Genomic DNA, 21,887 nt, shown 5'->3' with positions numbered 1-21,887 from the left:
AACCCTTGTGACGCGATACTCCACCGACACTGCCCGCTATTCGTCGGTGGCGATCGCGTTCCACTGGACGATCGCCGCGCTGGTGATCGTCAACCTCGTGATCGGGATCGGTCACGAGGGGATCCCCGCGCTGCGCAAGCTGATGGGCGCGCACAAGGCGATCGGCATCACCGTGCTTGCGCTCACCGCCGCGCGGATGGCGTGGCGGCTGACGCACCGCCCGCCGCCGCTGCCTGCAGGTACGCCGCAGTGGCAGCGCGGCACCGCGCACCTGACGCACTGGGCGTTGTACGCATTGATGGTCCTGATGCCGCTGACCGGCTGGGCGATGGTGTCCGCGCCTGATGCAACGCGCCCGCTCAACTGGTTTGGCCTGTTTGACGTGCCGCTGCTGCCGCTGTCAGGAGGCGCGGCCGACGCCGGACACAGTGCGCATGGTGTGCTTGGCTGGCTGATGCTCGCTCTGGTCGTGCTTCACGTCGCGGCGGCACTCTACCATCACCTGATCCAGCGCGACCACGTGCTGGCGCGGATGGCACCGGTGCTACGCCACTGAGGTGCAGCGATCAGGCGTGCGGGGGAAACGGTGATTTTCTCGCCGCTTGCTTGAAACCTTTGGCTGTCGTCTTATGTTTGTTGCGTACGGTTCTTGTGTCCCCCCTTTCGCAAGACCGTACGGCACATCTTCGATGTGCCTCCTCCCTGAACCTCGGCCACCGTGCTTTTAGCACGGTGGCTTTTTTTCATTCGGCCGCTTGCGCCAGATCATTGCCGCCAACGCCCGACAGAGCCTCTTCGGTCAGCGCGTCGATGATCGCGCGGACCAGAGCGCTTGTCCGTTCCAGTCCCGGCCCTACCTGGTCGAGCCGCTGATCGAGATAGAGCGCTCGGTCGATCTCCAGCTGCACCGCGTGAATTTGCGCCACTTGCTGCGCGTGTCGCTCAAGGATGTAGCCGCCGGCGTAGGGGTTGTTGACCGCGTGAATGAGGCCGCTCGCGGCCACCTCCGCCTCCACCCGCCGCATGAAGCGGGGCGCCGCGGCACGACCGAAGCGGTCACCCACGACGACGCGGGTGCGGCCGCCCGGCAGCGGCGGCATCGAGTGGAGGTCGAGCAGCACCGCCACCCCGAAGCGGTCGCGCGCGCGCGCCAGTGCCTCGCCCAGCGCCCGATGATACGGCCGATGATCCGCCACGATCCGCGCATCGACCTCGCCGCACCCCAGCCGGCGTCGCCAGACATCGCCGGTCGCACCCGTCCGACGCGGCACGATGCCGAGTCCGGCGCGCACCTTCGCCGACAGATTCGATCGGCGTGCGCCATCGTCGAGCAGCGGGTCGCGTTCATCCTCCGCACGGTTGAGGTCGATCCAGGCGCGCGGGGCATCCTGCAGCAGCAGCGTCTCGTTGCCGCGTGCGGGCAACACCACGGCATCCATGTACCGATCCTCCAGCGCACGCAGGCTGGTGCGCGGCACGCGCAACGCCGCGTACAAGGCGTCGGGATAGGCGCGTCCGGCATGCGGCACCGACAGCACCACCGGACTGTCGGGCGCAACGTTGCCGATGATGCGGAACGAAGCGGTCATTTCACCCGATCCGTATGGAAGCTTCGCCGCAGGGGCAACTCCGCGTGCCGCATTGCGACAATGTTCACCATTTCCGGCGGTGGAATGTTACCCCTCTTCGCGGCATAACCACGGTTGTTCGATCGAGGGTGATGATGATCAAAATTCTGCTGGCCGAGGACGACGCGGTGATGCGCGAATATCTGACGCGTGCGCTGGAACGGTCGGGCTACGCGGTGAAGGCAGTCGATCGCGGCACCGCGGCGCTGCCGCTGCTGGAAGAAGAATCGTTCGATCTGCTGCTGACCGACATTGTGATGCCCGAGATGGACGGGATCGAGCTGGCGCAAAAGGCGTCCGAGCTGGTCCCGCATTTGCGCGTCATGTTCATCACCGGCTTTGCCGCGGTGACGCTGAAGGCGGGCAATGCCATGCCGCAGGCTCGCGTCCTGTCGAAACCGTTCCACCTGCGCGATCTCGTGCTGGAGGTTGATCGCCTGTTCAACGTCGACGCGTTGAATGAATTGAATTGAGCGCTTGCCATGCCCGGTGACCCCCGCTAGAGGCACCCCCCTCGGGCGTGTAGCTCAGTGGTAGAGCACTGTGTTGACATCGCAGGGGTCGCAAGTTCAATCCTTGCCACGCCCACCATAAAAATCCCGCCAGTCCAACGGATTGGCGGGATTTTTCATGCCCGAAGCGGCACGACGTTATCGTGGGCTCGGGTGAGCTTCGGGTGAAGCGCCGGGCCGACCGTCTTGAGGAGGTCGGCGATCACGTCCTCGATCCCGGCTGTGATGGTCGACAGATACTCGGGATCGAATATCGCGTAGCGAGAAGAGGTCTTCTTGAGCACGCGGTGTCCCAGCGCGATTTCCAATTCGATGATGTCGACGCGACGGTTCGCCAGGATGGTGGCCATCGAGTGCCGCAGCAGCTTCGGACCCCAGGCGGACCCTGCTGCCGTAGAGCCGCCGCATGAGCACGCCGATCCTGGCGGGATCCGAGACGCGGACGTCGAAGAGAGGATCCCCGGTGACATCGACCAGACTCGCGGCGATGGCGTCCCCGCTGTCCCGCACGTAGACCGCCTCCGCCGCGGGACCGTCGACGCGGGCCAGCGAAAGCTGGCCCCGCCGACGGACGAGCAGCAGATCGGGAGCCTTGGCAGAGGCGCCCGGCGGCGGCGGAACGGCGGGCTCGTCGCTCAGCCTGAGCCACGCTCGTCCGCAGGGCTGCCCCGTCGGTGGGATCCACCACGAAGTCGATCTTGCTCCGCTTATACTGCATGTTGCAGCGCTTACAGGCGATGCCGAGGTTCCAGATCTCGTAGGCAAGCAGCCGATAGGCGGCCCGCGACTTGGGAAGGACGTGCTCGCGGTCGATGACGAAGTGCCCGCCGCCGTGAAGGTTCTTGCGGCAGTAGCAGCAGCGATCCCCGTGACGGGCCATGTGCAGATCGCGGACCTTCCGCTTCACGGAGGCTATCGCGGCTCCGGAGTCTCCGGCTTCTTCAGTCGCAGGTCGCGCGGGCGACCGTCTCTCACCTCGAACACCGACACGACGTTGGGGCTGGCGGCCTTCCCGATCTGAACTCGGTGCGCAGCGCAAACACGGTGTCGCTGCGGAAGACCGCCGCCGCCGCGCAGCCGCTCGTGCGGGCATGGGCGATACAGCACGGGGTCGTGCCGCCCGACGTGTGGCGGGAGCTCTCACAGGCCGAGGCCGAGCTGAGGCGCATGCTGGACGACGCGGGAGCCTTCGACTGCCGCGTCTGGACGGGCGCGGAGCTGCTCAGGTGGTTCTCGCGGCTTTCGGCATGGCCTCAGCACATGCCGCTCAGCATCGATCGGGACGAGCTCGGCGTGGCGCAGACGGAGGTGGAGGCGCAGGCCCAGAAGGCGCGCGAGAATCGGGAGCGGATGGAACGGCAGGCGCGGTCGGTCCAGCTGAACGGCGAGTCCCGCGACCCCGAAACGGTGGACTGGCTGAAGCTGTCCGACGAGGTGTCGTCCGGCCTGTCGAAGGCGGTCCTGAACCGGCCGATCGGCACGTTCGCGGACCTCGTCCCAACCGCCGACCTGCCCAAGCGCGGCGGCGGCGGCGGTGGCGGAGGACGGGGCGGCGCGTTCGCAGGGGTTCCGCAGGCGAAGAAGGACATGATCGGCCTGCTTGGCGAGCTCACGGTCTACCACTGGCTCAAGGCGCGGCAGCCAGGTCACGACGTCGACGCCTGCTGGGTGTCCGGCAACAGCGAGCAGTTCACCGGTCGCAAGGGAAGCGACGGACTGGGCTACGACTTCCGGATCGCCTTCAACAAGCAGACCTGGTTCATCGAGGTCAAGGCGAGCACCGAGGATCCCTGTCGGTTCGAGCTGGGCGAGACCGAGGTCCGTCGCGCGCGAGACGTCGCCCGGTCGCGATCTGCGGAACGATACGTCGTCGCCTACGTGGCGAACGTCGGGAGCACCAAGGCGACGACCATCGACATCCTGCCTAACCCGCTGGGCCCCGACGCGGACGGCGTTTTGAACATCGCCGGCGACAGCATCCGCTACAATTTCGGCCGTCGACGCTGAGTTCCGGTCCGACGGCCGGCATTTCGGGCGACCTTGCGCTCGGCGGCGTGCTCGATCGCGCGAGTTCTGCGAGCGGCGTGCGCGGCTCGCGAGGGACGGCCTTGTTCGGTGCGGTTGGCAAGGTCCGGGGGCGGCATGAAGCGAATGGCTACCCGCAAAGCCATTGATATATTCGGGTGAAACTCGGGTGATTTAGCCGAAAATTACCCACTTGTTCTGCTCATGTTCCGAGAGAGGGCCACCCAGAACCGGCGAAAATCAGCCTTTCTTGCTCCACTGCACTGTGTTGACATCGCAGGGGTCGCAAGTTCAATCCTTGCCACGCCCACCATGAAAGACCCGCTAGGCCATCGGCTTAGCGGGTTTTTTCGTGAATGAGCGCGTGTCCCGACGCGGCCGGAGATCGTAACCGCTGTGACTTGCGGGCGAGCGTCGGCATGTTAAGCCCACGGCACGCCCCACGCTGTTCTCCGGGAGTTCCGATGCGCCTGATCCCGCTTGCCGTCCTGCTTACCACCGCCGCGCCCGCCGCTGCGCAGACGATCCATCAATATGGCGGACTCGCACTCGCGCCCGCGGGTGACCGGGTCGTGGCGGTGGAGTCCGACGCGGGGCACGGCAGGGTAACGATGCGCAGTGCGGTCGATGGCCATGTGCTGCGCACGATCGATCCGTGCGCGACATGCAGCTACGCGGGGCTGACCTTTGCGCCGAACGGCGACCTCGTCTTCCTCGCGCGTGACGGCAAGGCGGGCAACGTGCGGCTGATGTACGCGGATGCGAAGACGACGCGTACGATCGCGACCGTGGCGGGGATCGCGCAGACACCGCGCGTGTCGCCCGATGCAAAGCGCGTCGCGCTGCTCGTCACGCTGGGTGCGGCTAAGGAGTCGGGTGCGACACAGGCGGGCGTGCGCATGGTGGGCGAGATCGGCGAGAAGAACGATGAGCAGCGCCTCGCCGTGTTCGACCTGTGGCGCGAGACGACGACGGTGACACCGCTGTCGCCCGCGGGCCGCTACATCTACGAATATGACTGGACCCCTGACGGGCGCGGCTTCGTCGCGACGACGGCGCTAGGCAACGGCGACAACAACTGGTGGGTCGCCGGCCTCGACGCAATTAATGCGAATACCGGCGCGGTGCGCCCGATCGCGAAGCCCGCGATGCAACTCAACCAGCCGCGAGTCTCACCCGACGGGCGCACGGTCGCGTTCATCGGCGGGTTGATGAGTGATTTCGGCTCGATCGGGGGTGACGTCTACACGGTGCCGCTGGCGGGCGGCGCGCCGCGCAACATCACCGCCGGCGCGAAGTCGACCGTGACGACGATCGACTGGACGACGGGCGGTCTGCGCGCGGTGACGCTGGCGGGCGATCAGTTGCAGTTCGGCACGCTCATCACCGGGCAGGCGGTCAAGCCCGCCTTCTCCAAGCCGGCGAGCGCGGCAGCGGGCGATGGCCGCGCGGTGTTCTCCGCCGACGGTCGCGTCGCCGCGGCAGTGGTGCAGGATTACGAGCACGCGCCCGCGATCTACGCCGGACCGCTCTCGAGCGTGCGGCAGATCACGCACGACAATGACACGCTGACCGCGCCCGGCACCGCACGCAGCGTGTCGTGGAAGAACGAAGGGTACGACGTGCAGGGCTGGCTGCTCGCTCCCAGGAGCGCCGCGGCGGGCAAGGCGCCGATGATCACCATGGTGCACGGCGGTCCCTCGGCGGCGAACATGCCGGGCTATCTCGCGCCGACGACGATGAACGCCGCGCTGTTGAACGCGGGCTATTACGTCTTCCTACCCAACCCGCGCGGCAGCTACGGCCAGGGCGAGGCGTTCACCGCCGCCAACAAGCGCGACTTCGGCGGCGGCGACCTGCGTGACATCCTGGCCGGCATCGAGGCGGTGGAGCGGGTCGCGCCGGTCGACAACAACCGCCTGGGGCTGGGCGGATGCAGCTACGGCGGGTTCATGGCGATGTGGGCCAACACGCAGACCAACCGCTTCAAGGCGATCGTCGCGGGCGCGGGGCTATCGAACTGGGTCAGCTATTACGGCACCAACGGCATCGACCAGTGGATGCTGCCGTTCTTCGGGCGTTCTATGTACGACGACATGAAGGCCTACGAGGACGTGTCGGCGATCTATCAGGCGAAGAAGGCGAAGACGCCGACCTTCATCTACGTCGGCGAACGCGACATCGAGGTGCCGCCGACGCAGTCGATCGAGTGGTGGCATGCACTCAAGGACCAGAACGTGCCCGTCAGCCTCGTGATCTATCCCGACGCGGGCCACTGCGTGAGTGGAGCGGAACAGTCGAAGGACGTGCGCGCACGCTCCATCGCGTGGTTCGACCGCTACGTGAAGGCGGCGCGCTGAGCCGAACCCGGCGCGTTGCTGTGACCTGGGCGACGCGGTCCTCGCGCAAACCGGTGTGTCGACGGCGCGGCGGGTGGCTTTTCCTTGACTTTGCAGCGTCGATCATCAAGCGCGCAGGCTCAGGAAGATCGGTCGCGAGCGCCGCGCCGGGCACCAATCGGACACTTGCATGAGCTTCGCCGACCTCGGCCTCTCCGACGAACTACTCCGCGCGGTGGGGGACACCGGCTATACCGAGCCGACACCGATCCAGGCGTCGGCGATCCCCTCCGTGCTGATGATGCGCGACATGGTCGCGATAGCGCAGACCGGCACGGGCAAGACCGCGTCGTTCGTGCTGCCCATGATCGACATTCTGGCGCACGGCCGCAGCCGCGCGCGGATGCCGCGCAGCCTGATCCTCGAGCCGACGCGTGAATTGGCGGCACAGGTGGCCGAGAATTTCGAGCAATACGGCAAGTACCACAAGCTATCGATGGCGCTGCTGATCGGCGGCGTGCAGATGGGCGATCAGGTCAAGGCGCTGGAAAAGGGCGTCGACGTACTGATCGCGACGCCGGGGCGGCTGATGGACCTGTTCCAGCGCGGCAAGATTCTGCTGACCGGTTGTTCGATGCTGGTTATCGACGAGGCCGACCGGATGCTCGACATGGGGTTCATCCCAGACATCGAGGAAATCTGCACCAAGCTGCCGGCGAAGCGCCAGACGCTGCTGTTCTCCGCCACCATGCCCGCGCCAATCAAGAAGCTGGCCGACCGTTTCCTGACCAATCCCAAGACGATCGAGGTCGCGCGCCCTGCCACCACCAACACCAACATCACGCAGTGGGTGGTGCCGGTGAAGGGACAGTCGTTCGAGAAGCGCAAGGTCGTGCGCCAGTTGCTTCGCGGCGAGGACGTGCGCACCGCGATCATCTTCTGCAACCGCAAGACGACGGTGCGCGAGCTCAACAAGAGCCTGCAGGGTCATGGATTCAGGAGCGGCGAGATCCACGGCGACATGGATCAGTCGGCGCGCATCGCCGAGTTGGAGCGGTTCAAGAACGGCGACATCAACATCCTCGTCGCCTCCGACGTCGCGGCACGCGGTCTCGACGTAAAGGGGGTGAGCCACGTCGTCAACTTCGACGCGCCGTGGCACCCGGACGATTACGTCCACCGCATCGGTCGCACTGGCCGCGCGGGTGCGACCGGCGTCGCCTATACGATGGTCGGGCCGGATGACGCCGAAAACATCCAGAACATCGAAAAACTGACCGGCGAGAAGATCAAGACGCTCGACGCGCTGCCCGGCGAGCCCGAGGAAGAGCGCCCTGCCCGCGCCCCACGACGTGAGCGGACGCGACGCGAGGAGCCGATCGCCGCGCAGGCCGATGAGGCTGCGGCATCGAGCCGCCGTCCGCGCGGCGAGCAGCGTGACCCTGCCCCGCGCGCGGAGGCGCCCACCGAGCGGTCTGATCGCTCGCGCGGGCGGTATGACGCGCCACGCCGGGAACGCAGTGACAATGGTCCGGACGACGGCTGGAACGGTCCGGTGCCCGACTTCCTGCAGGTGACGCTGACCCGCTGAACGCGCGTGAGATGCCCGGAACCGTTGCGGTGACGTGACGGTTGAACGCCAAAGCCGATCGCAGTCGAAACAGTCGCGCGACGGTGGCATCGGGGGCAGTTACCACATGGCATTGAGTGCGCGACGGATCGAGAACGGCGGTCTGGTGCTGTTCGTCGGCTTGGTGACTCTGTTCCTGGGCGCGATCGTATCGAGCTATGCGGTGGCGCTGTTGTGGAGCGTGCTGGCCGCGATCCTGTTCCAGCCGCTCCAGCACCGATTACGCGCGCGCTTTCCCAACCGTGCCAACACGGCGGCCCTGCTCACGTTGTTGATCATCACAGTCGCGGTCGTGCTGCCGACAATCATCATCGGCACGATGGTGATCGACCAGGCGAGCGGCGTCTATGCCAAGGTGCGTAGCGGCCAGATCAACTTCGCCGCCTATTTCCAGCAGGTCCACGACGCGCTGCCGTTGAAGCTGCAACAACTCGCCGACAAGGCCGGGCTCGACAGTTTCGAGCGAACGCAGGCGCAGGTGTCCAACGCGATCGGCAGCCGGGTCAGCATGATTGCGAGCCGGGCGCTGTCGATCGGTGCCGACGCGCTCGCCGCCGTGGTCGCGTTCGGCGTCGGGCTGTACGCCACCTTCTTCCTGCTGCGCGACGGCGACCGCCTCGGCCCGGCAGTGTGCCGCTCCATACCGCTCGAGCGCGGCGTGACCGAGCGTCTGGTCGACCGCTTCGTCTCGGTCATGCGCGCGACGATCAAGGGATCGGTCATCGTCGGGCTGGTGCAAGGAGCGCTCGGCGCCATTACCTTCTGGCTGGTCGGCCTGCCCGCCGCCATGCTGTGGGGGCTGCTGATGGCGATCGCGTCATTGCTGCCCGCGATCGGACCCGCGATCATCTGGATCCCCGTTGCGATCTACCTGCTGGCGACGAGCGCATTGTGGCAAGGCGTGGTCGTGATTGTCTCGGGCGCGCTGGTGATCGGCAGCGCCGACAACATCCTCCGCCCGATCCTGGTGGGGCGCGACACCGGCATCCCCGACTGGGTCGTGCTGGTGACGACGCTGGGCGGAATCGAGTTGTTGGGGCTGAGCGGCATCGTCGTCGGGCCAGTGGTCGCGGCTTTGTTCATCACCGCGTGGCAGATCCTGACCGAACAGCGCGAGCATGGTGCAGCGACGCGCGACGACGACCGGTTCGCTGGTGACGCGGTCGCCGGCTGACGATGAGCGACGGACCGCTCTCCCCATGCATCCTCGTCTGCACGATGAACCGTGCGAACGGACTATGCCTCGGCTGTTTTCGCACGATGGCGGAGATTGCCGACTGGTCGCGCGCTAACGACAACGAAAAGCGCGCGATCCTGGCACGCGTTGAAGTCCGCCGCACGGCGGCTTAGCGCTGTGCCGCTGCGATAAGAGCGTCGTCGATCTCGCGCGCACGTACCCAGGCGGGCCGCTCGCGCAGTCGGTCGACGTAGCGCGCAAATGCCTCGCGCTTCTCCAGCATGCCGAACTGCAAGTAGAAATCGATCGAGCTGCCGACATAGACATCGGCGGCGGTAAAGCGCGGACCTGCTATATGATCGTGCGCCGACACCGCCTGCTCCAGCGCGTCGACCGCGCGCGCGAGATTGCCGTAGCCGATCATCGCCTCCTTCTCAGGCGGCAGCGTGACCCCCAGATGGCTGTCCATCATCGCGGCCTCGACCGGACCGGCGGTGAAGAACATCCAGCGGTAATAAGCGGCGCGCTCATCGGCGGCGGGTGCGAGGCCGGCTTCCGGAAACGCATCGGCAAGATAGGCGCAGATCGCCGCCGTCTCGCTCACCACCGCCCCATCGTGGATGATCGTCGGCACCTTGGCGAGCGGATTGGCGGCGAGCAGTTCGGCGGGCGCTGCGCCCCATTGGGTGACCACCGTCTCGTACGGCGCGCCGACCTCCTCCAGCATCCAGCGGATGATCCGCCCGCGCGACATCGGGTTGGTAAAGAAGGTCAGCATGATCGACTCCGCCAAAGGAACATCAAGAGAACACGGGCGAGATCAGGCGTCAAGGTAGCGATGAAGGGCCGCGAGCGTGCGCGACCATGCGAGGTCGGCCGCGGCCTTGTCATAATGCTACGCCGACGTGTCATTGTTGAAGGCAGGGTCGACGTTCGGGTAGGTGAAGGCCCCTACCGGCTTCTCCCGCCGCCTTGAGCGCGGCAATCCATGGCGCCCAATCTGCGCGACGCGCGCGTCCTTGCCGGCATAGTGGAGCAGCGGTGGCGCGGTGACCTTCACGGCTTCGGCGGGATCGGGCGCCGGGCCGTGACTAAGCGACGCCTGCACTCAGCCGGTCGCCCGCCGCGATTGCACACGGTTGACAAGCGCGTCGCCCCAGCAGAGGCCGATCACGCCGACACGCAACCGCGGCGTTCTCGAGCCGACAAAATGCCGCAGGACGCCTGCCGCCTCGCCGACGATCGTGTCGAGGTTCGCCGCGCCTATTATAGCGCACACGATCTTCGTCGGTCGGCCTGCCGCCTGCGTCTGAGAGGAAGTCGGGCGCGATCGCGAAAAAGCCGGCGAGCGCGACACCCCGCGCGACATCCTGAAGGTGCGGGGTCAGCCCGCGGTTCTCGTGGAACACCAACACGGTTGCTGTCGGGCGCTTGCCAAGCGGGGTTGCGATATAGCCCTCGATCGGCTCTCCTCCGGCAACGGGCACGCGCGCGTTGGAAAAGGTCTTCAAACGCTTTTCGGCAGGCGCGATGATCACGACGGCGGCGGTCGACGCGGCGATGCCGCCGACCAGCACCTCGGCCGCAAACGCGCTGCCGGTCAGGAGCGTCATCTCTCGCAACAAGGTGCGGCGATCGTGGTGCTCGTGCCTGAAACGGTCGTAGATCGCGACCGCGCGGTCGCGGATGTCGTCGGCCATACTCGTCTCCTGCGCGTCATGCGAGAGACTAGGCGCGCCCGGCCGATTGCCAAGTCGCTAAACTGAAGAGGTCAGGCTTTTTCCAGCGTACATTGTAGCGGATGCTGGTGCTGCCGCGCGAAGTCCATCACCTGCCCGACCTTGGTCTCGGCGACCTCGTAGGAGAAGACACCGCAGACGCCGACGCCCTTCTGGTGAACGTGGAGCATGACGCGCGTCGCTTCCTCGGCATTCATGCGGAAGAAGCGCTGCAGGCACAGCACGACGAACTCCATCGGGGTGTAATCGTCGTTGAGCATCAGCACGCGGTACGGCGTCGGCTTCTTGGTCTTGACACGCGTCCGCGTGGCGATACCGACACCAGTACCGTCGCCGTCGGAGTCGTCACCGCGCCGCTCGGCCATGAGCAAAGGTGTCAGGGATCGTTGATCGGTCATCACGCGCACGCCGCAAAATATGGCAACACCGCGCCCAAGGGCAAGGCCCGCGAACGCGAAAAGGGCGGCCGTGCATCTTGCCCGGCCGCCCGCTCGATTACCCGATGGGCAGATCAGGCCGCGGTGCGGACCTTCTCGGCGGCGATCGCGACGCGGTTCTGGATCGGCTGTGCGATCTCACCGACGAGCTTCAGCGTCGCCTCGGTCGAGCGCGAGGTTTCGGCGACCAGCGCGTCCATCGAGCTGCGTAGATACTCGCCCTGAAGCTTGAACAGGTCCGCCGGCGAGCGAACCTCGGCCATCGACTTCAGCGTATGCACGGTCGCGTCGAACGACTGCTTGGCGAAGGCGGCGCGCGCCTGCGTCATCGCTTCCATGCCCTTGAACGCGACGCGGGTCGACTCGACGATCGCCTCGACGTTGCCCTGACCGAAGGCGGTCATGTCGGCGAACGCCTGCTTGCCCTTGCCCATCGCGTCCTCGGCCTTCGCCTGCATCGTCTCGGCGGTGTTCTGCATCGTGTCGGTCATGGTCTGGTTCTCCTGGCTCGCGGGTGCCGTCGCTGCGGCGGTCGGTTGGTCGTCACTGGAACGGGAAGCGTTCGTCGTCGAAGTGGCTTCGCCGATCGGCAGGTGAGCAATCGCTTCGATGACTTCGTCGATCGTCTTGTCAGCGATCGGCGTGGCCGCAACCGGCTCGACCCCGGCGGCGAACGGCACCGCTACAGCCCCGTTCTTGAACGCACGCGATGTACGCTTCGGCTTGATAGTCAACTCGGCCAAACCGCTTCCTCATCTATCCTTGCTGCACTGCACAATAGTGGATCGAAGCGGCCGGTTCAAGCCTATTGTGCGTCGCAGCAAAAGGGGTCAGCGCTGGCGCACGTAGCTCCCCGGGGCAGGCTCGATCGCGGGCAGCGCGCCGCCGCCCGGCTGGCGCGCACCGGCCGCCTCCGCCATCTCCGCGCCGCGACTACGCAGCCAATTGATCCAGTCGGGCCACCAGCTTCCCTTCGTATCGCGCGCTCGCGTAACGAAATCGACGAGCGTTTCAGGAGGTGCAGCATCGTCGTCGAGCGTCCAGTGTTGGTACTTGTTGGCAGCAGGCGGATTGACGACACCCGCGATATGCCCCGACCCGGCAAGGACGAAGCGCACCGGGCCGCGAAACTGCCGCGTCAGTTCCCACACGCTTTCCGCCGGCGCGATGTGATCCTCGCGACCCGCCTGAACATAGCTCGGCGTCGTCACGCGCGTCAGGTCGAGCGGCGTTTCGTTGATCGCGAGCCGCCCCGGCTCGACCAGCAGGTTGTCGCGGTAGAGGTCAGTTAGATAGCTGTGGTGCCACGCCGCCGGCAGGTTGGTGACGTCACCGTTCCAGTGAAGCAGGTCGAAGGCGGCATAATCCTTCCCCAACAGATAGTTGGTGGTGACGTAGTTCCAGATCAGGTCGCGCCCGCGCAGCAGGTTGAACGTCGCCGCCATGTAGCGCCCGTCGAGAAATCCTTCGGTGGAAAGCGACCGCACGAGGTTCAACTGCTCATCGGTGACGAAGTGCTTGAGCTCGCCCGCGTTCGAGAAATCGACCTGCGCAGTAAAGAATGTCGCGCTCCTGACCTTCTGCGCCTCACCGTGTGCGGCGAGATAGGCGAGCGTGGCGGCGAGCGTCGTGCCGGCGACGCAATACCCGATTGCGTGGACATCAGGCACGCCGAGCAGCTCCCGGATCGTGTCGATCGCGTCGACCTGCGCCGCGACGTAATCGTCCCACGTCACGTCGGCCATGCTGGCGTCGGCGGAACGCCATGACACCATGAACACGCTGACGCCCTGCTCGACCGCCCAGCGGATAAAGCTTTTCTCAGGGGTAAGGTCGAGGATGTAGAAGCGGTTGATCCATGGCGGGAAGATCACCAGCGGCGTCTCGAGCACCTGCTCGGTGGTAGGCGTATAATGGATCAGTTCGTATAGCCGCGTTCGCTTGACCACCGCGCCTGGCGTCGTGGCGAGATTCTGGCCGATCTCGAACGCGGTCGCGTCGGTATGGGTCAACTGCCCGCGCGCCAGATCGGCGACGAGGTTCCGCATCCCCTTGACCAAGTTCTGACCGTTGGTGGCGAGCGCTTCCTGCATCACCTGCGGGTTGGTGAAGGGAAAGTTCGACGGGCTCATCGCCTCCACAAAGCCGCGTGCGGCGAAGCGCATTTGCGCGCGCTGCGCCTCGTCGACGCCGTCGAGCGCGTCAACGCCGCGCATCAGGTGATCAGACAGGAGCGCGTAGCTCTGGCGAATCCAGTCGAACGCCGGGCTCCGCCACGCCTCGTCGGCGAAACGCTTGTCCTTCTCCAGCGCGCGCTCGCCCGTGGACGGCGCCATAAAGCGTTCCCACAGGCCTAGCTGGTCGCGCCAGAAATCGGCCACCTGCCTTGCTGCCTGCCCTTGGGCGACGCCGGGCAGCGCACTGCTCGCCTCGACCATCGCGGTCTGCGCCTGCGTCATCAGCGCGGTCCATTGTTCGATCGCCAGCGCGGCAGGCGACCTGGATGCGCCGTCTCCGGCTCCGGCGTTGCTCGATCGATCGGCCATCCGACTCTCTCCCGTCACCCGCGCCCCGCGTTGCTTATCTTTGCCGCCGCGAAGCAGAACCGCATTTGGTATCTAGCGGCGATCACCCTTATAGTGAACGCGCGAAAGGGAGCATGATGTCCGACGAATTCTACCGCATGAAGCGCCTGCCGCCGTACGTGATCGCGGAAGTGAACGCGATGCGGGCCGCGGCGCGTGCGGGCGGAGAGGACATCATCGATCTTGGCATGGGCAACCCCGACCTGCCCCCGCCCGACCACGTGATTGAGAAGCTGATCGAGGTTGCGAAGAAGCCCGACGCGCACGGCTATTCGGCATCGAAGGGCATTCCCGGCCTCCGCCGCGCGCAAGCGAATTACTACGGGCGCCGCTTCGGGGTAGACGTCGATCCCGAGACCGAAGTGGTGGTGACGATGGGGTCGAAGGAGGGGCTCGCCAGCCTCGCCACTGCGATCACCGCGCCGGGTGACGTGGTGCTGGCGCCCAATCCGTCCTATCCGATCCACACATTCGGGTTCATCATCGCAGGCGCGACGATCCGCGCTGTCCCGACGACGCCTGACGAGCGCTATTTCGAGAGCCTTGAGCGCGCGATGAACTTCACTGTGCCGCGTCCCAGCGTGCTGGTGGTCAATTACCCGTCGAACCCGACCGCAGAGGCGGTGGACCTCGCTTTTTACGAGCGGCTGGTCGCCTGGGCGCGCGCGAACCAGGTGTGGATCATCTCCGACCTCGCTTATTCCGAGCTGTATTTCGACGGCCGCCCGACGCCGTCGATCTTGCAGGTGAAGGGCGCGAAGGACGTCGCGATCGAGTTCACTTCGCTGTCGAAGACCTATTCGATGGCGGGCTGGCGGATCGGCTTCGCGGTCGGCAACAAGACGCTGATCGCGGCGATGACGCGGGTGAAGTCCTACCTCGATTACGGCGCGTTCACCCCGATCCAGGCGGCGGCGTGTGCGGCCTTGAACGGCCCGCAGGATATCGTGGAAAAGAACCGCCAGCTTTATCACAAACGCCGCGACGTAATGGTGGAAGGCTTCGCGCGCGCCGGCTGGGACATTCCCGCCCCTCCCGCCAGCATGTTCGCCTGGGCGCCGCTGCCGCCCGCGCTAGCGCATCTGGGCAGTCTTGAATTCTCCAAGCAATTGCTGACCCATGCCAAGGTCGCGGTCGCGCCCGGTGTCGGCTACGGCGAGAACGGTGAAGGCTTCGTGCGCATCGCGATGGTCGAGAACGAGCAGCGGCTGCGCCAGGCGGCGCGCAACGTGAAGCGCTACCTGCAATCGATGGGCGTCAACACGCCCGGCCGCGCGAGCGTTTGACGCGCTTGGCGTACGATGACGCGCGCAGGCTCGCGCTCGCCGGACGCGTGGCGGCAAGTTCGGGGAGCATAGCATTGTGACCGTCACCCCGCTCTATTCGCTCGCCGGCGTCCTGGTCGGCATGCTCGTCGGGCTGACCGGCGTTGGCGGCGGTTCGCTGATGACGCCGCTGCTGGTGCTGCTGTTCGGGTTTCACCCGACCACGGCGGTCGGCACCGACCTGCTCTACGCGTCGGCGACCAAGGCGGTTGGCACCGGCGTCCATGGATCGCGTGGAACGGTCGACTGGCATGTCGTGCGCCGGCTGGCACTCGGCAGCATCCCCGCGACGCTGGCGACGCTGCTGGTGCTCAGCCGCGTGCCGAAGACGGGCGGCAGCGGCAGCGTCATCGCGCTGATCCTGGGCATCGCGCTGGTCGCAACTGCGGTGGCGCTGTTCTTTCGCCAGCGGATCGTCGCACGCATGGCGCCGCGGTTCGAGCGCCTGCCCGCGGCCCGGCTGGCGCAACTGACAACGCTGCTGGGTGTGGCGCTCGGCGTGATGGTATCGCTGACTTCGGTCGGGGCGGGTGCGCTCGGCATGACGGCGCTGCTGATCCTCTATCCGCAATTGCCGGTGAAGCGGCTGGTCGGATCGGACATCGCGCATGCGGTGCCGCTGACGCTGATCGCGGGGCTTGGCCATTGGTGGATCGGATCGGTCGATGTCGGACTGCTCGTCTCGCTGCTGCTCGGATCGGTGCCCGGCATCATCGTCGGCAGCCTGATCGCGACGCGCGTGTCCGACCGGGTGCTGACCCCCGTGCTTGCGGTCACGCTGGCGATCGTCGGCGTGCGGCTGCTGTTCTAATGCCGGTCGCTCTCGTGACCAATCGCGCCGGCTTCGCCTTCTCGACGCGCTTCAAGGTCCGCTACGCCGAGATCGACGGGCAGAAGATCGTCTTCAACTCGCGCTATCTCGAATATGCCGACGTGGCGGTGACCGAGTTCTGGGACTGGACCAGCATCGCCGACGTGGTGGAGGAATGGCGCCACGCCGAGTTCAACGTGCGCCGCGCCGAGCTCGATTACCTCTCCCCCTTCCGCCTCGGCGACGAGGTCGAGGCGTTCGTGCGGATCGAGGCAATCGGCAGGACGAGCATCACCAAACGCTTCGAGCTGGTAAACCCAACGACCGGCACATTGGCATGCTCGATCCGTATGGTGAGCGTTCACGTCGATCTGGCGAGCGGCCGTCTCGTGCCGCTTCCGCCGTCGATCCGCGCCTATCTGGAGCAACTGCCGACCGGCGTCAGCTAGCCGCCGGCTCCTCGACATCGCCGGGCAGCGCCCAGTGCAAATCGCCCTTGCCGAGTGCGCGGCCGTCGTGGCTCAGCACCGCGACCTGCTGGATCGGTCGGCCGTCGCGCACGTCAACCAGAATCGGAAATGCCGGGCTGCCCGTCTCCCAACGCTCACCCCATTGCCTGAGCGCGACCATCGCGGGAAGCAGCGCGAAGCCCTTTTCGGTCAGGTTATAGACGATCTTGCGCCGGTCCTCCGGCACGCTGGCGCGCGCCATAATGCCATGTTCGACGAACCGCGCCAGCCGATTGGCAAGGATGTTGCGCGCGATGCCTAGCTCCTGCTGCAATTCCTCGAAATGATGCAGCCCGTTGAAGCTGGCGCGCAGGATCAGGAATGCCCAGCGATCTCCCATCAGCTCCAATGCCGCGGGCAGCGAGCATTCCGCCAGATTTTCACGCACTTGACCCATCACGCATCCTCTTCGCGGGAGAGCCTAGCTTATGGGGAAAGCCGGCTGAACCGCTTTTCCTCAACACATACAGGTCCTGTATCGCAACTCGCATCTGCGAGTTTCTTCTTGCAACTGGTTTTTAAACGATATAAGTAGCGATCCGCAACTTCTTATCACGGAGCCTCCCCATGATCCGTCGTCTCGCCGCTGCCGCTGTCGCCACTGCCGCCATCATCGGTGCGGCCGGCGTCCAGGCCCAGGTGCCGGGCTATTATGTTGCCACTCCGGCGGTGAAGGTCGCCAAGACCCGGCTGATCACGCGCTCTACGCTGTGGTCGCAGCAGAACGGCGCCTTCGTCGCGATGCGCGCGCCAGAGCGCGACACGGTGCTGTGCCAGCTGGTCGCGCGCGATGTCGGCGGTCTCTCCTCGTTCGTCGTCGCCGGCAAGGCGTATGACGCCGCGCAGCTCGACAAGTGCAACGGCAAGTCTGGAACCCCAGCGCAGAGCGTGGCCGCCAACTGATCGGATCCACGCCCGAAAACGTCACAAAGATCGCGGCGCCCTCTCCAGCCGCGAGATCGTGAGCCCTGGCCGCAACTCCCGCGGCCGGGGCTCTTTTTTGCGCGCTCGATCAGGCCAAGTGTAGCAATTGTGTTGCAAAGCAGCAGCCAATCACCCCATCCTAGACCGGTGCTCAGACAGTACGAACTGGTCGACCGGGTGCTCGACTATGACCCGCAAGCCGATGAGGCGATGCTCAACCGCGCCTATGTCTTTTCAGTCAACGCGCACGGGACGCAGAAGCGCGCCAACGGCGACCCGTACTTCAGCCACCCGATCGAGGTGGCGGGCATCCTGACCGAGCTGCATCTCGACGATGAGACGATCGCCACCGCGATCCTCCACGACACGGTCGAGGATACGGTCGCAACGCCGGAGGAGATCGAGCGCATCTTCGGCGGCAATGTCGCGCGGCTGGTCGACGGCGTGACCAAGCTGTCGAAGATCGAGGCGCAGACCGAGAGCGAGCGCGCGGCGGAAAACCTGCGCAAGTTCCTGCTTGCGATGTCGGGCGACATCCGCGTGCTGCTCGTCAAGCTGGCCGACCGGCTCCACAACATGCGCACGCTGCACTTTATCGCCAAGCCCGAGAAGCGCCGCCGCATCGCCAAGGAGACGATGGACATCTACGCGCCGCTCGCCGAGCGGATTGGCATGTACGAGTTCATGAAGGAGATGCAGACGCTCGCCTTCCAGCAGCTCGAACCGGAAGCGTACGAGTCGATCACCAAGCGTCTCGCGCTACTCAACGAAGGCGGCGGCGATCGGATCGCCAAGATCGGCTCTGGTCTCCACCTGCTGCTCTCGCGCAAGGGCATCGAGGGCGAGGTGTCGGGGCGGCAGAAGCACCCGTACAGCATCTGGCGCAAGATGCAGGAGCGCCACATCAGCTTCGAGCAATTGTCGGACATCATGGCGTTCCGCGTCATCGTGCCGACTGTTGAGGATTGCTACAAGGCGCTGGGCATCATCCACGGGCGCTGGCCGATGGTGCCGGGACGGTTCAAGGACTTCATCTCGACGCCCAAGCGCAACGGCTACCGCTCGCTTCACACCAGCGTGATTCACGCCGAGAACCGCCGCATCGAGATCCAGATCCGCACCGAGGAAATGCACGCCGAGGCCGAGTTCGGGCTCGCCGCACATTGGGCGTACAAGCAGGCGGGCGACCACGCCGCCCCCGCAGGACCCGACAATCGCCCGAGCTGGATCGCCGATCTGGTCGAGATCCTCGACAATGCCGAAACGCCCGAGGAATTGCTCGAGCATACGCGCATGGCGATGTACCAGGATCGCATCTTTGCGTTCACGCCCAAGGGCGAGCTGATCCAGTTGCCGAAGGGCGCGACGCCGATCGACTTCGCCTATGCGGTCCACACCGATCTGGGCGATCAGGCGGTTGGCGCGAAGATCAACGGCCGTGTTGTGCCGCTGCGTACCCCGATTGAGAACGGCGACCAGGTCCAGGTCCTGCGCAGCAAGGCGCAGGAGCCGCAGGCGACCTGGCTGTCGTTCGCGATCACCGGCAAGGCGCTGGCCGCGATCCGCCGCCACCTGCGCATCACCGAGCGCGAGCAGTCAATCACGCTCGGGCGCAAGTTGTTCGACGACATCGTCCATCGCCTGCCGGCGACGCTCGCCGCCGACGCGTTGGGGCACGCGCTGGCGCGGCTCAAGCTACCCGATGAGGGCGCGCTGATGCAGGCGATCGCGCGCAAGACGCTGACCGACCAGCAGGTGATGGAGGCACTGATGCCCGGCTCCGCGGGTGCAGACGTCGCGCACGCGCCGCAGTCGAGCGCAATCTCGATCGAGGGGCTGGCGCCCGGCGTCGCCTATGAACTGGGCACCTGCTGCCACCCGGTGCCGGGCGACCGCATCGTCGGGCTGCGCCGCCCCGACGCGTCGATCGAGGTGCATGCGATCGATTGCGCGACGCTCGCCGATCTCGCCGAGCGGTCGGAGGAAGAGACCGACTGGATCGACGTCAAATGGGGCAACAAGACCGAGGGCGCGACCGCGCGCATCTCGGTCGAGGTCAGGAACGAGCCCGGTATGCTCGGCAGCCTCGCCACCATCATCGGCCAGCACAAGGCCAACATCATCAACATCCGGCTCGACAGCCGTGACACGCAGTTCCACACCAACACGATCGACGTCGAGGTGCACGACGCCCACCAGTTGATGCGCCTGCTCGCCGCGCTGCGCGCCGCCGACATGGTGAACGCCGCCGAGCGGGTGTGAACGCCGCGCCCGGCGGACGCGGCGTGTCTTAGCCCCTTGTACCACCAGCGTGGACGGTTAGGCTCTTGTTCCTGACCTTCTCTCGCGCACAGGATGCACCTGCATGGATCGCCGCCATTTTCTTGCCGCCGGAACCGCAACCGCGGCGCTGACCGCGCTGCCCTTTTCGCGCGCCTTCGCGCAGACCGCCGCCGGTGCCACGACCGCTGCCGCACCCGGCGATGCGAAGCTGACCGCCGCGTTCGACCGCGTGCTGGCGCAGACGGTCGCCAATTCGCCCGAGTTCGCCACTTCGCTCGGCTTCGACAAGGGTGCGAACGCGCATCTGCGGCATGAACTCAGCGACAACGGTCCCGGCGCGCTCGCCAAGGACTTGGCGCTTGCCAAACGGATGCGCGCGGAGGTCGCCGCGGTCGCGCCCGACACGCTGTCGCCGCAAGCGAAAATCGACCGCGAAGTCGTGCTCTATAACATCGATTCGCAGATCGTCGGACCGGAGCGCTTCGGGCTCGGCTCGCCGCAGGGACCGTATCCGATCACCCAGCAGGACGGCGTCTATTTCTCGCTGCCCGACTTCCTCGCCTCGACGCACCCGGTGCAGACCGCCGACGACGCGGAGGCGTATCTCGACCGATTGTCGCTGATGGATCGCCAGCTCGACGGCGAGAGCGCGGTGCAACGCGAGCAGGCGGCAAAGGGCCGCGTCGCACCCGATTTCTCGATCGACCTGACACTCGGGCAGATGGCGAAGCTGCGTGGGTTGCCGGCGGGCGAGAACGGCCTCGTCCAGTCGCTCGTCACGCGCGCGAAGGCGGCGAACCTGCCCGGCGACTGGCAGGCGCGCGCGACGAAAATCGTCGAGGCGCAGGTCTACCCCGCGCTCGACCGGCAGATCGCGCTGATGAAGCAGCTGCGCACCGGCGCGCGCTCGGCCGCGGGCGTGTGGGCGATCCCCGGCGGCGACGCGATCTACGCCGCCGCGCTCGCGCAGGCGACGACGACGACGCTGACGCCCGACGAGGTGCATCGCATGGGGCTGGAGCAGGTCGCGGACCTGTCGGCGCAGCTGGACGCGATCCTGAAGGGTCAGGGCATGACGCAGGGCAGCGTCGGCGCGCGGCTCGATCAACTCAACAAGTCGCCGGCGCAGCTCTACCCCGACAGCGACGCCGGGCGCACCGCGCTGCTCACCAGCCTGAACGAGGGCGTGAAGTCGATGCAGGCGCGGCTGCCGCGCGTGTTCAGCAATCCGCCAAACGCGCCGCTGGAGATCAAGCGCGTCGATCCCTCGATCCAGGACGGTGCGCCGAACGGTTATTATTTCCGTGCACCGCTCGATGGATCGCGCCCGGCGATCTATTGGATCAACCTGAAAAGCGTCGGCGACTGGCCGAAATACACGCTGCCGAGCCTCACCTATCACGAGGGCGTGCCGGGTCATCATCTGCAGATCTCGACCGCGCAGCGCGCACCCACGCATCCCTTGCGCAAGATCGCGTTCTTCAACGCGTATCTTGAGGGTTGGGCGCTCTACGCCGAGCAATTGGCGGACGAGATCGGCGGTTATGCGACACCGGTCGAGCGTGCCGGCTACCTGCAGAGCTTCCTGTTCCGCGCCGCGCGGCTGGTCGCCGACACTGGTATCCATACCAAGCGCTGGACCCACGCGCAGGCGACCGATTACTTCGTCAACACGGTTGGCTTCGCACGCGGGCGCTCGCAACGCGAGGTCGAGCGTTACTGCGTCTCGCCCGGGCAGGCGTGCTCCTACAAGATCGGCCACGCCGCCTGGCTGCGTGCGCGCGACAATGCGAAGAAGATTTCGGGCGCGAAGTTCGACATCAAGCATTTCCACGACGTGCTCGAATCAGGCGCGATGCCGCTGTCGATGCTCGAGCGGATCGTCGAGGAACGCGCGCGCAAAATGGTTTGAAGCCCACAGGCAGGCGCGTGAGGACCGCGCCTGCCGCTTGCAACCCTCCAG

At 66.1% G+C, this 21,887-nt stretch carries 22 protein-coding genes and 1 tRNA gene; 14 read left to right on the top strand and 9 right to left on the bottom strand.

Annotation, left to right across the window (positions count from 1 at the left end; all coding sequences use genetic code 11):
- Positions 1-7: 7 nt before the first annotated feature.
- Positions 8-556, top strand: coding sequence for a cytochrome b (locus SMN802W_RS0104525; RefSeq protein ID WP_019515703.1), 549 nt, complete (start codon positions 8-10; stop codon positions 554-556).
- Positions 557-743: 187 nt separating this feature from the next.
- Here the strand turns inward: SMN802W_RS0104525 and SMN802W_RS0104520 are convergent, their stop codons facing one another.
- Positions 744-1,589 (bottom strand): N-formylglutamate amidohydrolase, encoded by an 846-nt coding sequence (locus tag SMN802W_RS0104520; RefSeq protein WP_019515702.1) that lies wholly within the window; start codon positions 1,587-1,589, stop codon positions 744-746.
- Between the two features lie 134 nt (positions 1,590-1,723).
- On the opposite strand from SMN802W_RS0104520, the gene cpdR reads away from it, so the two are divergent.
- The gene (gene cpdR / locus SMN802W_RS0104515) at positions 1,724-2,101 is read left to right on the top strand and encodes a cell cycle two-component system response regulator CpdR (RefSeq protein ID WP_026325742.1); all 378 of its coding nucleotides are present in this window, start codon (positions 1,724-1,726) and stop codon (positions 2,099-2,101) included.
- Between the two features lie 43 nt (positions 2,102-2,144).
- Positions 2,145-2,219: transfer RNA gene (locus SMN802W_RS0104510), tRNA-Val, on the top strand.
- 37 nt (positions 2,220-2,256) lie between these two features.
- Here SMN802W_RS0104510 and SMN802W_RS18475 read toward each other — a convergent pair.
- Entirely contained in the window at positions 2,257-2,490 is a 234-nt protein-coding gene (locus SMN802W_RS18475) for a hypothetical protein (RefSeq protein ID WP_019515700.1), read from the bottom strand.
- Between the two features lie 694 nt (positions 2,491-3,184).
- Between SMN802W_RS18475 and SMN802W_RS0104495 the strand changes: the two genes are divergently transcribed.
- The 5 genes from SMN802W_RS0104495 (at position 3,185) to SMN802W_RS17845 (ending at position 9,484) form a co-directional block, all read left to right on the top strand.
- Positions 3,185-4,147, top strand: coding sequence for a DUF3883 domain-containing protein (locus tag SMN802W_RS0104495; protein WP_238560107.1), 963 nt, complete (start codon positions 3,185-3,187; stop codon positions 4,145-4,147).
- A 482-nt stretch (positions 4,148-4,629) separates the two neighbouring features.
- Positions 4,630-6,525 carry a S9 family peptidase gene (locus tag SMN802W_RS0104490; RefSeq protein WP_019515697.1) on the top strand — a complete coding sequence of 632 codons (1,896 nt, stop codon included), beginning with the start codon at positions 4,630-4,632 and terminating at the stop codon, positions 6,523-6,525.
- Positions 6,526-6,694: 169 nt separating this feature from the next.
- Positions 6,695-8,095 (top strand): DEAD/DEAH box helicase, encoded by a 1,401-nt coding sequence (locus SMN802W_RS0104485; RefSeq protein WP_019515696.1) that lies wholly within the window; start codon positions 6,695-6,697, stop codon positions 8,093-8,095.
- Positions 8,096-8,201: 106 nt separating this feature from the next.
- Positions 8,202-9,308, top strand: a complete 1,107-nt coding sequence (locus SMN802W_RS0104480; protein WP_019515695.1) for an AI-2E family transporter — start codon at positions 8,202-8,204, stop codon at positions 9,306-9,308.
- Positions 9,309-9,310: 2 nt separating this feature from the next.
- On the top strand, positions 9,311-9,484 hold the full coding sequence (locus SMN802W_RS17845) for a DUF1289 domain-containing protein (RefSeq protein ID WP_083925601.1): 174 nt from the start codon (positions 9,311-9,313) through the stop codon (positions 9,482-9,484).
- Here the strand turns inward: SMN802W_RS17845 and SMN802W_RS0104470 are convergent.
- The 6 genes from SMN802W_RS0104470 to SMN802W_RS0104450 all read right to left on the bottom strand — a co-directional run bounded on the left by SMN802W_RS0104470 (position 9,481) and on the right by SMN802W_RS0104450 (position 14,033).
- Positions 9,481-10,104 (bottom strand): glutathione S-transferase N-terminal domain-containing protein, encoded by a 624-nt coding sequence (locus tag SMN802W_RS0104470; protein WP_019515693.1) that lies wholly within the window; start codon positions 10,102-10,104, stop codon positions 9,481-9,483. The two genes, SMN802W_RS17845 and SMN802W_RS0104470, sit on opposite strands and share 4 nt — an antisense overlap.
- Before the next feature lie 102 nt (positions 10,105-10,206).
- Entirely contained in the window at positions 10,207-10,419 is a 213-nt protein-coding gene (locus SMN802W_RS17840) for a hypothetical protein (RefSeq protein ID WP_019515692.1), read from the bottom strand.
- Positions 10,403-11,011 carry a dienelactone hydrolase family protein gene (locus tag SMN802W_RS16415; protein WP_083925599.1) on the bottom strand — a complete coding sequence of 203 codons (609 nt, stop codon included), beginning with the start codon at positions 11,009-11,011 and terminating at the stop codon, positions 10,403-10,405. The genes SMN802W_RS17840 and SMN802W_RS16415 overlap by 17 nt, the downstream gene beginning before the upstream one ends.
- A 71-nt stretch (positions 11,012-11,082) precedes the next feature.
- Positions 11,083-11,415, bottom strand: coding sequence for an ATP-dependent Clp protease adapter ClpS (clpS, locus tag SMN802W_RS0104460; RefSeq protein WP_019515691.1), 333 nt, complete (start codon positions 11,413-11,415; stop codon positions 11,083-11,085).
- 146 nt (positions 11,416-11,561) lie between these two features.
- Positions 11,562-12,230: a phasin family protein gene (locus SMN802W_RS17510; protein ID WP_019515690.1), complete on the bottom strand. Its 669-nt coding sequence runs from the start codon at positions 12,228-12,230 to the stop codon at positions 11,562-11,564.
- A gap of 87 nt (positions 12,231-12,317) precedes the next feature.
- Positions 12,318-14,033, bottom strand: a complete 1,716-nt coding sequence (locus SMN802W_RS0104450) for a class I poly(R)-hydroxyalkanoic acid synthase (protein WP_019515689.1) — start codon at positions 14,031-14,033, stop codon at positions 12,318-12,320.
- Between the two features lie 116 nt (positions 14,034-14,149).
- Between SMN802W_RS0104450 and SMN802W_RS0104445 the strand changes: the two genes are divergently transcribed.
- From SMN802W_RS0104445 to SMN802W_RS0104435, 3 genes are all read left to right on the top strand, one after another.
- Positions 14,150-15,358, top strand: coding sequence for an LL-diaminopimelate aminotransferase (locus SMN802W_RS0104445; protein ID WP_026325740.1), 1,209 nt, complete (start codon positions 14,150-14,152; stop codon positions 15,356-15,358).
- Positions 15,359-15,434: 76 nt separating this feature from the next.
- Positions 15,435-16,208, top strand: coding sequence for a sulfite exporter TauE/SafE family protein (locus tag SMN802W_RS0104440; protein ID WP_019515687.1), 774 nt, complete (start codon positions 15,435-15,437; stop codon positions 16,206-16,208).
- A gap of 14 nt (positions 16,209-16,222) precedes the next feature.
- Positions 16,223-16,657 (top strand): acyl-CoA thioesterase, encoded by a 435-nt coding sequence (locus SMN802W_RS0104435; protein ID WP_238560106.1) that lies wholly within the window; start codon positions 16,223-16,225, stop codon positions 16,655-16,657.
- Here SMN802W_RS0104435 and SMN802W_RS0104430 read toward each other — a convergent pair.
- Positions 16,650-17,114: a winged helix-turn-helix transcriptional regulator gene (locus SMN802W_RS0104430; RefSeq protein ID WP_019515685.1), complete on the bottom strand. Its 465-nt coding sequence runs from the start codon at positions 17,112-17,114 to the stop codon at positions 16,650-16,652. The two genes, SMN802W_RS0104435 and SMN802W_RS0104430, sit on opposite strands and share 8 nt — an antisense overlap.
- Positions 17,115-17,284: 170 nt before the next feature.
- Between SMN802W_RS0104430 and SMN802W_RS0104425 the strand changes: the two genes are divergently transcribed.
- From SMN802W_RS0104425 to SMN802W_RS0104415, 3 genes are all read left to right on the top strand, one after another.
- Positions 17,285-17,620, top strand: a complete 336-nt coding sequence (locus tag SMN802W_RS0104425) for a CC_3452 family protein (RefSeq protein WP_019515684.1) — start codon at positions 17,285-17,287, stop codon at positions 17,618-17,620.
- Positions 17,621-17,788: 168 nt separating this feature from the next.
- On the top strand, positions 17,789-19,903 hold the full coding sequence (locus tag SMN802W_RS0104420) for a RelA/SpoT family protein (protein ID WP_019515683.1): 2,115 nt from the start codon (positions 17,789-17,791) through the stop codon (positions 19,901-19,903).
- Positions 19,904-20,006: 103 nt separating this feature from the next.
- On the top strand, positions 20,007-21,836 hold the full coding sequence (locus tag SMN802W_RS0104415; RefSeq protein ID WP_019515682.1) for a DUF885 domain-containing protein: 1,830 nt from the start codon (positions 20,007-20,009) through the stop codon (positions 21,834-21,836).
- The last annotated feature ends 51 nt before the right edge of the window (positions 21,837-21,887 follow it).

It is taken from the genome of Sphingomonas sp. Mn802worker, from assembly GCF_000382485.1.
In the GTDB taxonomy this organism is placed as follows: Bacteria; Pseudomonadota; Alphaproteobacteria; order Sphingomonadales; family Sphingomonadaceae; genus Sphingomonas.
Note: the sequence above shows the minus strand (reverse complement) of the source record. Positions and strands in the feature narration are given on the sequence as shown.